General features: G+C 70.8%; 12 protein-coding genes. 6 read left to right on the top strand and 6 right to left on the bottom strand.

Annotated elements, in window-relative coordinates:
- The first annotated feature begins 48 nt into the window (after positions 1-48).
- Both ACWGJ5_RS07395 and ACWGJ5_RS07390 read left to right on the top strand, forming a co-directional pair.
- Positions 49-1,152 carry a sugar ABC transporter substrate-binding protein gene (locus ACWGJ5_RS07395; RefSeq protein WP_453308810.1) on the top strand — a complete coding sequence of 368 codons (1,104 nt, stop codon included), beginning with the start codon at positions 49-51 and terminating at the stop codon, positions 1,150-1,152.
- A 346-nt stretch (positions 1,153-1,498) separates the two neighbouring features.
- Complete coding sequence (locus ACWGJ5_RS07390; RefSeq protein ID WP_453308809.1) at positions 1,499-2,545, top strand: LuxR C-terminal-related transcriptional regulator; 1,047 nt, start codon at positions 1,499-1,501, stop codon at positions 2,543-2,545.
- Here the strand turns inward: ACWGJ5_RS07390 and ACWGJ5_RS07385 are convergent.
- From ACWGJ5_RS07385 to ACWGJ5_RS07375, 3 genes are read right to left on the bottom strand one after another with little or no spacing between them, the layout of a single operon-like run.
- The gene (locus tag ACWGJ5_RS07385; protein ID WP_453308808.1) at positions 2,508-3,497 is read right to left on the bottom strand and encodes a helix-turn-helix transcriptional regulator; all 990 of its coding nucleotides are present in this window, start codon (positions 3,495-3,497) and stop codon (positions 2,508-2,510) included. The genes ACWGJ5_RS07390 and ACWGJ5_RS07385 overlap by 38 nt on opposite strands.
- The gene (locus ACWGJ5_RS07380) at positions 3,494-4,492 is read right to left on the bottom strand and encodes a helix-turn-helix transcriptional regulator (protein WP_453308807.1); all 999 of its coding nucleotides are present in this window, start codon (positions 4,490-4,492) and stop codon (positions 3,494-3,496) included. The genes ACWGJ5_RS07385 and ACWGJ5_RS07380 overlap by 4 nt, the downstream gene beginning before the upstream one ends.
- A gap of 19 nt (positions 4,493-4,511) precedes the next feature.
- Positions 4,512-5,495, bottom strand: a complete 984-nt coding sequence (locus tag ACWGJ5_RS07375; RefSeq protein WP_453308806.1) for a helix-turn-helix transcriptional regulator — start codon at positions 5,493-5,495, stop codon at positions 4,512-4,514.
- Between the two features lie 143 nt (positions 5,496-5,638).
- Here ACWGJ5_RS07375 and ACWGJ5_RS07370 point away from each other — a divergent pair, with 143 nt between their 5' ends.
- Together ACWGJ5_RS07370 and ACWGJ5_RS07365 are read left to right on the top strand one after the other, a co-directional pair.
- A complete protein-coding gene (locus ACWGJ5_RS07370) occupies positions 5,639-5,878 on the top strand; it encodes a hypothetical protein (RefSeq protein WP_453308805.1) in 240 nt (79 codons plus the stop codon).
- Complete coding sequence (locus tag ACWGJ5_RS07365) at positions 5,875-6,210, top strand: Rieske (2Fe-2S) protein (protein WP_228621393.1); 336 nt, start codon at positions 5,875-5,877, stop codon at positions 6,208-6,210. Before ACWGJ5_RS07370 ends, ACWGJ5_RS07365 begins: the two co-directional genes overlap by 4 nt.
- Positions 6,211-6,367: 157 nt before the next feature.
- On the opposite strand, the gene ACWGJ5_RS07360 is transcribed toward ACWGJ5_RS07365, so the two are convergent.
- Positions 6,368-6,760 carry a pyridoxamine 5'-phosphate oxidase family protein gene (locus tag ACWGJ5_RS07360; RefSeq protein WP_453308804.1) on the bottom strand — a complete coding sequence of 131 codons (393 nt, stop codon included), beginning with the start codon at positions 6,758-6,760 and terminating at the stop codon, positions 6,368-6,370.
- 146 nt (positions 6,761-6,906) lie between these two features.
- Here ACWGJ5_RS07360 and clpB point away from each other — a divergent pair, with 146 nt between their 5' ends.
- On the top strand, positions 6,907-9,516 hold the full coding sequence (gene clpB, locus ACWGJ5_RS07355) for an ATP-dependent chaperone ClpB (RefSeq protein ID WP_453308803.1): 2,610 nt from the start codon (positions 6,907-6,909) through the stop codon (positions 9,514-9,516).
- A 3-nt stretch (positions 9,517-9,519) separates the two neighbouring features.
- Here the strand turns inward: clpB and ACWGJ5_RS07350 are convergent, their stop codons facing one another.
- A complete protein-coding gene (locus tag ACWGJ5_RS07350; protein ID WP_453308802.1) occupies positions 9,520-9,957 on the bottom strand; it encodes a hypothetical protein in 438 nt (145 codons plus the stop codon).
- A gap of 171 nt (positions 9,958-10,128) precedes the next feature.
- Here ACWGJ5_RS07350 and ACWGJ5_RS07345 point away from each other — a divergent pair, with 171 nt between their 5' ends.
- A complete protein-coding gene (locus ACWGJ5_RS07345) occupies positions 10,129-10,659 on the top strand; it encodes a YbjN domain-containing protein (protein ID WP_453308801.1) in 531 nt (176 codons plus the stop codon).
- 7 nt (positions 10,660-10,666) lie between these two features.
- Here ACWGJ5_RS07345 and ACWGJ5_RS07340 read toward each other — a convergent pair whose 3' ends face one another.
- Positions 10,667-11,860 (bottom strand): mannosyltransferase family protein, encoded by a 1,194-nt coding sequence (locus ACWGJ5_RS07340; protein WP_453308800.1) that lies wholly within the window; start codon positions 11,858-11,860, stop codon positions 10,667-10,669.
- Positions 11,861-12,279 lie beyond the last annotated feature (419 nt).

Raw genomic sequence — 12,279 nt, 5'->3', positions numbered from 1 at the left:
GTCGTATAGCAGCCCTACGTCCGGAACGCACCTGAAGTGAGCCCTCGAATGCGTCGTATCGCCATATCCGTGGCCGCATCCACGATGACCCTCTCGCTCGCCGGTTGTGGCGTGCTGGGAGCAACGGGGGACGGCGCGAGCGCGAGCCCGAGCAAGGGCAACGACATCACCGTGGGCCTTCTGCTGCCGGAGAAGGCGAACACCCGTTACGACAAGTTCGACTACCCCATCATCAAGGACAAGGTGGCCGAACTCACCGGCAAGCAGGGCAAGGTCGAGTACGAAAACGCCGACGCGAACGCCTCCCAGCAGGCCTCGCAGATGCAGAAGATGATCGACGAGAAGGTCGACATCATCATGATCGACGCGGTCGACTCGCACGCCATCGCCCCCGAGGTCACGAAGGCCAAGGACGCGGGTATTCCGGTCATCGCCTACGACCGTCTCGCCGAGGGCCCGATCGACGCCTACGTCTCCTTCGACAACGAGCTCGTCGGCGAGGTGCAGGGCCGCACCCTGCTGGAGGCCCTCGGCTCGGCCGACAGCTCCCACAAGATCGTCATGGTGAACGGCTCGCCCACCGACCCGAACGCCAAGCAGTTCAAGCAGGGCGCGCTCTCCGAGCTGACCGGCCATGCGACGATCGCGGCGACGTACGACACCACGGACTGGAAGCCGGAGCTCGCCGAGACCGAGATGGCCAGGGCCATCAGCGCGATCGGCAAGAGCAACATCGCCGGCGTCTACGCCGCCAACGACGGCATGGCCGGCGGTGTCATCAAGGCCCTGAAGGCCGCCGGCGTCACGAACCTGCCGCCGGTCACCGGCCAGGACGCGGAACTCGACGCCGTCCAGCGGATCGTGGCCGGTGAGCAGTACATGAGCGTCTACAAGGCCTACCCGGACGAGGCCGAGGCCGCCGCACAGATGGCCGTCGCCAAGGTTCAGGGCAAGGACATCCAGTTCGACGCGCTCACCCAGGACAAGGTCGACAGCCCCACCACCAAGAGCATCCCGTCCAAGCTGATCCAGCCGGTCGCCCTGACCAAGAGCAACATCAAGTCCACGGTCGTCGCGGACGGCATCTACACCGTGGCCGACATCTGCACCCCCAAGTACAGGGCGGCGTGCGCGGCGCTGGGCTTGAAGTAGGGCACGAATCCCCGCGCCCGAAGGGGCGCGGGGTTGTGACGGGCATGCGGCTTTCCGGCGGAGCGGGCCCGCCCCGCGCCACCCCCGTGGGCGCGGGGCGCGAGCCCCTACGGGATCCCTCGGGTTTGCCGGTGTGACACCCGGGGGAAGTGGGACCAACGATGCCGTGACGCAGTCCGGGCCACCACCGTCAGCTTGTTGCAATGCGAGGGGCGGAGCCTGACCGATACCCGGACATAACAGCGTTTAACGGCAGCTCTGTTGTGGTGAGCCGTGTTGCGGACCCGGTCGGCGCCGCGCATAGTTGCGCTGCGGAAGTGGCAGCACACCGGGGGTGGAATGGGCGATGGCCGGGCGCGGGGCGGAGGAACATCCACACGGCGCCGACCGACTGTGCGCGGCCGGCGACCGGATCTATTCCCGGGCCGTACGCCGGGGGCGCGTGCCGCGCACTGATGCCGAGGCGGTGCCCTGCCTGCTGGAACTGGCCCTGCTGCACCCGGACCCCGACGACATGGACTGGCTGGTGCCGACCTCCCCGCAGGAGGTCATGACCAGGCTGCTGCGCGGGGTCTACGACGAGGTCAGCGAGAGCCAGCGGCGGGTGGGCTCGGCGGTGGCCGCCTTCGAGTGGTACGCCGGACTCGGCCGTCAGCTGGGCGCACTGGCCGCACCGGCCGAGGGCAGCGCTATCCGGGTGCTGGACGGGCTCTCCCGGATCCAGGCCGCGATGGACGAGGCGACCGAGGCCTGCACGACCGAGGTGCTCACCGTGCAGCCCGGCGGCATCCGCCGGGAGGCCGAGCTGACCGAGGGGCTGCACCGGGCGCTGGCCCTGCGCGGCCGGGGCGTGCGCATGCGCGACCTGTACACGCATGTGGCCCGGCACGGCCAGGGCCTGCTGAACTACCTGGAGCTGATGGGCGACACGGTGGAGGCCCGCACCCTGGACGAGGTGATCGACCGGCTGATCCTCTTCGACCGCACGGTGGCCTTCATCCCCGCCAACGCCGACCGCACGATGGCCCTGGAACTGCGTCACCCGGCCCTGGTCGAATACCTGGTGACGGTCTTCGAGCGGCTCTGGCGCCTCGCCATCCCGCTGACGGCGCCCCTCCCCGACACCGGTATCGAGGGCATCTCGCACCGCGAGCAGTCCATCGCCGCGCTGCTCGCCGAGGGCCACCAGGACGCCGTGATCGCCGAGCGGCTCGGCATCAGCGTGCGCACCTGCCGCGCCCACATCGCCCGGCTGTCGGAGACCCTCGGCGCGGCCAGCCGTACCCAGCTGGGCGTCCGGATCGCCCAGGTCGGCCTGGACGGCCACCGCGGGGCCGGCCTGCCGGCCCGCGCGCTCACGGTTCCTGATCAAGAATCCCCGAGCGTGCGATGAGGTAGCCCAGCTGGGCCCGGCTGTCGCTGCCGAGGGTGGCGGCGAGTTTGGCGATGTGCAGGCGGGCGGTGCGGATGTTCATGCCCAGGCGGTCGGCGATGACGGCGTCGGTGTGGCCCTCGACCAGCAGGGCGGCGATGGCGCGCTGGCGGGGCGTGACGCCGTTCACCGACGGCGGCTGCACCGCCTTCGGGAACATCGGCGTGGCCAGCCGCCAGAGCCGGTCGAAGGTGGTGACGAAGTACTTGATCAGGGCCGGGTGGCGGACCTCCAGGGCGAGGGTGCCGTCCTCGTTGGCCGGGAGGAAGGCGATCTTGCGGTCGATGACGATGAGCCGGTCCGGCACCTCGTCCAGGCTGCGGGCCTCGGTGTCGCCGTGCCGGAAGTGCTCCAGCGGGCCGTACACGAGCGGCACATGGCGCAGGGTGTGCTGGTAGAGGACGCGGATGCGGCCGCCGCGGTCCAGCAGGGCCTGGTCGCGCAGGAAGGCGGCGTCGCGGGCCGCCTCGCCGCGCGCCCCGGTGAGGCCGGAGTGCGGCTGGATGGTCAGGGACTCCTCGGTGGCGTCGACCATCGCGTCGGTGATGGCCCGGTTGATCTGCTCGGTGCCGCTGAGCAGCCGCAGCATCGCCGGCCCGGTGCCGGTGCCGGGCGTCTGCCGTACGCCGATCCGCAGGAGCCGGCCGAACCGCTCCACCAGCCGGTCCTCGCGCCGCCGTTCCGCGGCGACCCGTGCCGCGGAGGCGCGCAGCAGCCGGTGCAGTGCCGCGGCGGGTGCGACCGGTTCGAGCAGACCGACGTCGTCCAGGGCCGGGTGGAGCAGCCCGAAGTCGGTGAGGCAGGGCACCTCGGCGGCCTCGCCGACGGGTATCCGGCCCTCCCGCAGGGCCCGCTCGTACACCTCCTCCCCGGCGGCGCACAACTCCTCGACCCCGTGTTCCCGGTGCGTCACCGGCCCGCCTCCCCCTGCTCGTCGAGGATCCCGGACCGCCCGATGAGATATCCCAGCTGGGCCCGGCTGTCGCTGCCGAGGGTGGCGGCGAGTTTGGCGATGTGCAGGCGGGCGGTGCGGATGTTCATGCCGAGTCTCTCCGCCATGTCGGCGTCGGTGTGGCCTTCGATCAGGAGGGCGGCGATGGCGCGCTGGCGGGGCGTGACGCCGTTCAGGGTGGGGGGCTGGGCGGCTTCGGGGTGCATGGGGGTGGCCAGGCGCCAGAGGCGGTCGAAGGCGGTGGCGAGGAACTCGACGAGGGCGGGATGGCGGATCTCCAGGGCGAGGGTGCGGTCGGCGTTCGCCGGGATGAAGGCCACCGTGCGGTCCACGACGATGAGGCGGTCGGTGATCTCGTCCAGGGTGCGGGCCTCGGCGGCGCCTCTCAGCTGCTCGTAGCGGGCGACGACCGAGGGAGCGTGCCGGAGGGTGTGCTGGTAGAGGGTGCGGATACGGCCGCCGCGGTCGAGGAAGTCCTGGTCGCGGGCGAGTGCCTCGGCACGCGCCTCGGCGGGCGTCCGGGTGTGACTCACGTGCGGCTGGACGGCGAGCAGTTCGCCGTGGCTGTCGGCCATGGCCCGGGCGATGGCCCGGCCGATGCGGGGGAGTCCGGTGAGGACGGTGACCGCCGGCGGGTCGTCGGCCCCGGTGCGCCGGCCGTCGATCCGCAGCAGGGGTTCGAACAGCTCGGCCAGCCGGGCCTCGCGCCGCCGTTCGTCGGCGATGCGGTCCTCCGAGGCGCGCAGCAACCGGTGCAGGGCGACGGCGGGCGCGAGGGGCTCCAGTCTGTCCGGGGCCCCGGCAGACGGCCGCAGCAGGCCGATTTCGACCAGGCAGGGCGCCCCCTCGGCGTCCCCGGCGCGCAGGTGGCCGTCGCGCAGCGCGCGTGCGTACAGCGCCGCTCCCTCGGCGCACACCTCCTCCGCACCGTGTGCCACATGCGTGGCCCGGGCCATCGTGCCCTCCCTCCCGGACTCAGAGGTCCTGGTCCAGGATGCCCGACTGCGCTATGAGAAAGCCCAGCTGGGCCCGGCTGCCGCTGCCCAGTGCCGTCGCGAGCTTGGCGATGTGGGCCCGGCAGGTGCGGACGTTCATGCCCAGGCGCCGGGCGATGGCCTCGTCCACGTGTCCCTCGACCAGCAGCTTGGCGATGGAGTGCTGGATCTCGGTGATGCCGTCGGGGGCGGTCTCGTAGGGGGCGCCGGCGCTCAGCGGGACCGCGCGGGCCCACATGAACTCGAAGACCTTGACCAGGTAGCGGACGAGCCCCGGATGCCGGAGTTCCAGGGCGATCTCCCCGTCGTCGCGCGTCGGGATGAAGGCCACGGTCTCGTCGCAGATGATCAGTCGCTCGACGAGTTCGTCGATGGTCCGGTACTCCACCTTGCCGTCGGTGAACTGGGCCACGTACGCGAGCGTCTCCGGGCTGTAGCGGGCCGGGTGCTGGTAGAGGGTGCGGATGCGGCAGCCGCGCTCGATCATCGGCCGGTCGCGCTCCAGTGCCTTGGTGAGGGTGTGCTCCAGACGGCGGCGGCTCGGCTGGACGGTGAGCATCTCGGTCTGGCACTGGGAGGTGGCCAGATCCAGTGCCGCGTTGATCCGGTCGAGGCCCTCCAGCACGGTGATGGAGTGCGTGGTCGCCGTGGGCTGGGCACTGATGCTCATGAACGGCTCGAAGGCGTCGGCCAGTTCGACGGACTGCCGCCTGCGCTGGCTGATCTCCTGCTCGATGGGGTTGAGCCGCTGGGCCAGGGCAATGGATGGGGGGACCGGGCGTAGCCAGTTCGGGTCGTCGGGGTCGGGATGAAGGAGGGCGAACTCCATCAAACACGGCGCGGGTTCCACCTCCGCACGGGCTAGGCGTCCCGTCCGGAGAGCGTTGCCGTACAGGCGGCGCCCGTCCTCGCACAGGTCGGTCAGCCCGTGGGGATGTGTCCGCTTAGTCTCATTTATCGCCAAATCTCCACCCCCCAGGGTCCTGAACGTGCAGGAACATGATGCATCGATTGTGTGGCCATGACGTGCCGGAATGGGCCATCGTCGTATTCGGACGGGGGAGAGGTGACCTTCAAATGAGGACGAAGCCGACTATGCATAAGAGAATGCTTCGCTCGGCGCTTGTCGCCGCCTTCTCCGCCGTGCTGGCCTTCGGAGTGATGACCGGTCATGCGGGCGCGAAGAGCGATGCCGCACAGGACAGCAGCTGGCTGGTCAAGGCCGCGCCCGGCGACAGCAGTTGGGTGATCGCGGCGTCCGCCGCCCCGGGCGACAGCTCGTGGCTCGCTCCTGCCGACAGCTCGTGGGTCGCCCCCGCCGACAGCAGTTGGGCCGTGCGGTCATGACCACCCCACCCGACGACCGGTCCTTCCGCCGCGAAATGGCCACGGCCTACCGCTCCGGCTGGCACTTCATCGACCTGGTCACCGCCATCCCCCACAGCGGTGACTCGCTGATGGTGACCGTGTTCGGTGAGCCGGTCGTCGTGACGCGGGACGAGGACGAGGACGTGCGGGCGTACCGGTGCCTGCGCAAGCCGCGCGGTGCGCCCCAGCCGGTGCGGTGTGCCGTCCGGTACGGAATGATCTTTGTGAACCTTGACCAGCGGGACCACCGGCTCGCCGAGCCGACGGACCAGAACCTCAGGACCATTTCAGCCACCCCCCGCAGCGCCTGACGCGATTCCCCCGTCGTAAAAGATCGCTCAGGTGCTTCCCCCCGCAGCGGCGTCACCGTGACCTGAACACGGTGACGCCGCTGCAGTTTCTGGTGATATTCCATGGCATGTCGCGGTATGGGGCCGCCGCCAGGGTGGCTGAAAGTTTTCGGTCATGTCAGCCGTTCCCCAAGGTCCGCTCGACCGTGATCTCGATCACCACGCGCGCCGGATTCGGCCTCGGTGTCCGCTCGTAGCGTTCGGCGTAGCGCCGTACCGCCTCCGCGACCCGTTCCGGTTCCGTGCGCACCCTCGCCCGCCCCTCCAGCGTGGCCCAGCGCCGGCCGTCCACCTGGCACACCGCGACCCGGGCGCCCTCGGGCCCGGCCGCCAGGACGTTGCGGACCTTCGCGCTCGACTTGCCGGTGATCACCCGTGCCAGCCCGGCCTCCGCGTCGTACGTCACGCCCACCGGCACCACGTGCGGGCTGCCGTCGGGCCGGAGTGTCGTCAGGGTGCACAGGTGACGTTCTCGCCAGAACTCCAGGTACTGCTCAGAATGCTTCGCCATGACCGCAACCTAGTCCCACGCGAACCGGTTCCCGCGACCTGGTCCCGCAAGGCTCTTCCCTCCCGCCTTGAGCGGAATAGACTCAACTTTGTGTACGCTGGCTAAGTCAGCAGTGGAGAGTGCGGCCGAGGAGGAGAACGGACAACGTGGACGCCGAGCTGACCAACAGGAGCCGGGACGCGATCAACGCGGCCGGCAACCGGGCCGTGACCGAGGGGCACCCGGACCTCACCCCTGCTCACCTGCTGCTGGCTCTGCTCCAGGGGCAGGACAACGAGAACATCACCGACCTGTTCGCGGCCGTCGAAGCCGACCAGGCCGCCGTGCGCGCGGGCGCCGAGAAGATCCTGGCCGCACTGCCCAGCGTGACCGGATCCACGGTCGCGCCCCCGCAGCCCAACCGCGAGCTGCTGGCCGTGCTCGCCGACGCCGATGAACGCGCCAAGGAGCTCGGTGACGAGTACCTGTCGACCGAGCACCTGCTCATCGGCATCGCCGCCAAGGGCGGCCGCGTCGCCGAACTGCTCCAGGCGCAGGGCGCCGATGCCAGGAAGCTGCTGGAGGCCTTCAAGAAGGCCAGGGGAGGACGCCGCGTGACCACCGCCGACCCCGAGGGCCAGTACAAGGCCCTGGAGAAGTTCGGCACCGACTTCACCGCCGCCGCCCGGGAGGGCCGGCTCGACCCGGTCATCGGCCGGGACCAGGAGATCCGGCGGGTCGTACAGGTGCTGAGCCGCCGTACGAAGAACAACCCCGTCCTCATCGGTGAGCCGGGTGTCGGCAAGACCGCCGTGGTCGAGGGGCTCGCCCAGCGGATCGTCAAGGGTGACGTGCCCTCGTCGCTGAAGGACAAGCGGCTGGTCGCCCTCGACCTGGGCGCGATGGTGGCCGGCGCCAAGTACCGCGGCGAGTTCGAGGAGCGGCTGAAGGCCGTGCTGTCCGAGATCAAGGAGAGCGACGGCCAGATCATCACCTTCATCGACGAACTGCACACCGTCGTCGGCGCCGGTGCCGGCGGTGACTCCGCCATGGACGCGGGCAACATGCTCAAGCCCATGCTGGCCCGCGGCGAGCTGCGCATGGTCGGCGCCACCACCCTGGACGAGTACCGGGAGCGGATCGAGAAGGACCCCGCGCTGGAGCGCCGCTTCCAGCAGGTGCTGGTCGCCGAGCCGACGGTGGAGGACACGATCGCGATCCTCCGCGGCCTCAAGGGCCGGTACGAGGCCCACCACAAGGTCCAGATCGCCGACAGCGCGCTGGTCGCGGCGGCCACCCTCTCCGACCGCTACATCACCTCCCGCTTCCTGCCCGACAAGGCCATCGACCTCGTCGACGAGTCCGCCTCCCGACTGCGCATGGAGATCGACTCGTCCCCCGTCGAGATCGACGAACTCCAGCGCGCCGTCGACCGGCTGAAGATGGAGGAGCTGGCGATCGCCAAGGAGACCGACCCGGCCTCCGTCGCCCGCCTGGAGAAGCTGCGCCGCGACCTCGCCGACAAGGAGGAGGAGCTGCGGCACCTCACCGCCCGATGGGAGAAGGAGAAGCAGTCCCTCAACCGGGTCGGTGAGCTCAAGGAGCGCCTGGACGACCTGCGCGGCCAGGCCGAACGCGCCCAGCGCGACGGCGACTTCGACACCGCCGCCAAGCTGCTCTACGGCGAGATCCCGCAGCTGGAGAAGGAGCTGGAGGCCGCCTCTCAGGCCGAGGAGGAGGCCGTTTCACTCCGGGGCAAGCAAACCATGGTCAAGGAGGAGGTCGGCTCCGACGACATCGCCGACGTCGTCGCCGCCTGGACCGGCATCCCGGCCGGCCGCCTGATGGAGGGCGAGACGCAGAAGCTGCTGCGCATGGAGGACGAGCTGGGCAAGCGGCTCATCGGCCAGAGCGAGGCCGTACGGGCCGTGTCGGACGCCGTACGCCGCTCCCGCGCGGGCATCGCCGACCCCGACCGCCCCACCGGCTCCTTCCTCTTCCTCGGCCCGACCGGCGTCGGCAAGACCGAGCTGGCGAAGGCCCTGGCGGACTTCCTCTTCGACGACGAGCGGGCCATGGTCCGCATCGACATGTCGGAGTACGGCGAGAAGCACAGCGTGGCCCGGCTGGTCGGCGCGCCTCCCGGGTACGTCGGCTACGAGGAGGGCGGCCAGCTCACGGAGGCAATCCGCCGCCGCCCCTACTCCGTCGTCCTGCTGGACGAGGTGGAGAAGGCCCACCCCGAGGTCTTCGACATCCTGCTCCAGGTGCTGGACGACGGCCGCCTGACGGACGGCCAGGGCCGCACGGTCGACTTCCGCAACACCATCCTGGTGCTCACCTCCAACCTGGGCAGCCAGTTCCTGGTCGACCCTCTGACGTCCGAGGCGGAGAAGAAGGAGCAGGTCCTGGAGGCCGTCCGGGCGTCCTTCAAGCCGGAGTTCCTCAACCGGCTCGACGACCTGGTGGTTTTCTCGGCACTGACCAAGCCCGAGCTGGAGCGGATCGCCCAGCTCCAGATCGACCGCCTCGGCAAGCGGCTGGCCGAGCGGCGCCTGACCCTTCAGGTCACCCCGGAGGCGCTGGCCTGGCTCGCGGAGGAGGGCCTGGACCCGGCCTACGGCGCCCGCCCGCTGCGCCGCCTGGTCCAGACCGCCATCGGTGACCGCCTCGCCAGGGAGATCCTCGCCGGTGAGATCAAGGACGGCGACACGGTCCGCGTCGACCGCTTCGGCGAGGGCCTGCTGGTGGGGCCGGCGACGGGGAAGACGCTGTGACGCTCACACCGTGTACGCGGTGAACCGTACGAGGGCCTGGTCCGGGCCCTCGTACGTCACGTCGATCTCCACCGCGTTCGCGGCGATGCCGGGCGGCACGGTGTCCTGGCTGTTCATGTTCACGCAGAAGTCCGCGCCGTAGGAACAGAGGTCGGTGTCCGGCTCGGGAGCACCCGGGTAGGTGTGCCGCAACCACGCCCACAGCTGTGCCCGGGGCATGCGGAACTCGGCTCGGTAGTCGGTGTCCATCCAGGTCTGCACCGTGCACGCGTCCTCGAACGCCCCGTGCGGGAGCTTCGCCCCGCCGAAGTCCAGCGCCTCCGCGCACGGTGCCTTCTCCGGGGCCCCGCCCAGCGGGTAGTCCGAGGTCGCGAACCTCACCACCATCACGGCCGACCCGGCCATGATCAGCACGGGCAGCGCCAGGATCGCCGCGACCATCCCCCACCTGGTCCGTCCCCGTTCCGCCACCTCTGCTCCCCGTCCGCCCACGGCCCGCCGACCCGGCAGCCGTAATCATGTCGGCCAAAGGCTGACAGGCGCCGCCAGGGCTTGCCACCCCCCTCCCCGCATGGGGGAGGATGGCGGAATCCGCATGAAGGGAAATTCACGGTGAGCATCGACCCGTCCTCGATTCCGAACTTCGGGGGCCAGCCCGAACCGCAGCCCCAAGGACCGGCGGGCCCCGTCGTCCCGGATCAGGATCTTGTGAAGCAGCTCCTCGACCAGATGGAGCTGAAGTACGTCGTCGACGAGGAGGGCGACCTCGCGGCTCCGTGGGAGCAGTTCCGCACGTACTTCATGTTCCGGGGAGAGGCCGAGCAGGCGGTCTTCTCGGTGCGGACGTTCTACGACCGCCCCCACAAGATCGACGAGAAGCCGCAGCTGCTGGAGTCCGTCGACGACTGGAACCGCCGCACCCTGTGGCCCAAGGTGTACACCCACACCCACGACGACGGCACCGTCCGTCTGATCGGCGAGGCCCAGATGCTGATCGGCACGGGCGTCGACATCAACCACTTCGTCTCCTCGACCGTCAGCTGGGTGCGGGCCGCGATCGAGTTCGACCGGTGGCTCGTCGAGCAGCTCGGCCTGGAGGAGGAGGTCAACGAGGCGGACAAGCCCGAGGGCGAGGACGAGTAACCCCGCTCTACAGCGGTGCCTGCGCGTACACCACCAGGTACGCGCCGTAGACATAGCTGAGCCCGGCCAGGGTTGCGACCAGCACGGTCGCATGCCAGGGCCGGGCTTTCGCCGTGCGTGCCAGCCCCTGGGCCAGCGGCAGCAGCAGCGGGAACGCCGGCAGCAGGAACCGCGGCTTGGACTCGAAGAAGCCGGACCCGCCGAGCGCGATCAGCAGCAGCACCCCGCTGTGGACGAGCAGCGGCAGCGGGGCGCGGTCCAGGAGCAGCAGCGCGTACAGCACCGTCGCCGCCGCGACCAGGACCAGCGCCATCGGGAACACGAACCGGCTGCCGTGCAGCAGCAGCTCGCGCAGGAACTGCAGCGAGCCGTACCCGAAGTCGAACGTCGACCCCCACAGCCGCTGCACCTCGAAATAGCCGCCGAGCAGATCCCCCTTCCGCCGCCCGACCCACAGCACGTACGCCGTCCAGCCCAGCGGGGCGAGCGCCGCGCCCGTCCACAGCCTGTGGGAAACCTTTCCGCGCCGCCGCCACACCTCGGCCGCGGCCGTGGCCAGCACCGCGGCGGCCACCGCGAGCCCGTTCGGCCGGGCCAGCCCCGCGAGCGCCGCGAGCCCGCCCGCCCACAGCCAGTTCCCGGCCAGCAGCGCGTACAGCGCCCAGGCCGCGAACGCGGACAGCACCGGCTCGGTGTACGCCATCGACAGCACCACCGCGTGCGGCAGCAGCCCCCACAGCAGCACCATCGCGATACCGGTGGCCCGCCCGTGCAGCCGGGAGCCGACCGCGTGGATCCCGGCGGCGGCCAGCGCGGCCGCGGTCCACGAGATCAGCAGCCCGGCGGCGCCACCGCCGACCGGCGCCAGCGCGGTCACCGCCCGCAGCAGCACCGGATACAGCGGGAAGAACGCCAGGTCGCTGTGCGGGTACGGGTCGGAGGAGGGCAGGTCGTGACCGTAGCCGTGCGCGGCGATGCCCAGGTACCAGACCGAGTCCCAGGACCGGGCGAGCAGGGTCATCGGGTGCCGGCCGGCGACATGCGCGACGAGGGCGAGCACGGCCACCCCGGTGAGGCGGACGCCGAGGAAGAGGCCTACGGCGACCCCGCTCGCTCGCAGGAGTGACGGCCCGGTCCGGGCGCGTGGCGCCGGCGCGGGGGCGGCTACGGGCGTGGCGAGGGTGGTACTGGCGTGGGTCACATCTGAGCACCCTGCAAGGGCGGGGCCGCGGATGCGAGCAGGTGACGGCCGAGTGCGGGGTGGGTTCACCTGTGTCGAGTACGTCGGGTGTCCCGAAGGGGGCGGGGCGCGGGGCCCTGTGCACGGGGCTCGGGGCTTCGGGGCTTCGGCGTCGAGGTGCCTGCCACCGCCGGTCGGCCCGCCCCGTTCGCCGGGCCCGGCCGTGCCGGTCCGCGCTCAATTCCCGGCATCCCGACGCGGGTTCCGGGGACGGTCACCCGGCGCACATGATGTGGGCATGAAGATGGTCGCACTTTCACCCTCGACCTCGACGAGCTCCCGCGTCCGGAGCCCGAGGCGGACGCCCGCTGACGAAGGACTCCCGGTGTGGCCGTGCCGTTGGCACGGCCCTCGTCGGACGTGGTCGTTCCGGGTCGGGC

It is taken from the genome of Streptomyces sp. NPDC054783 (assembly GCF_053611725.1).
This window is presented reverse-complemented; position numbering and strand designations above follow the sequence as displayed.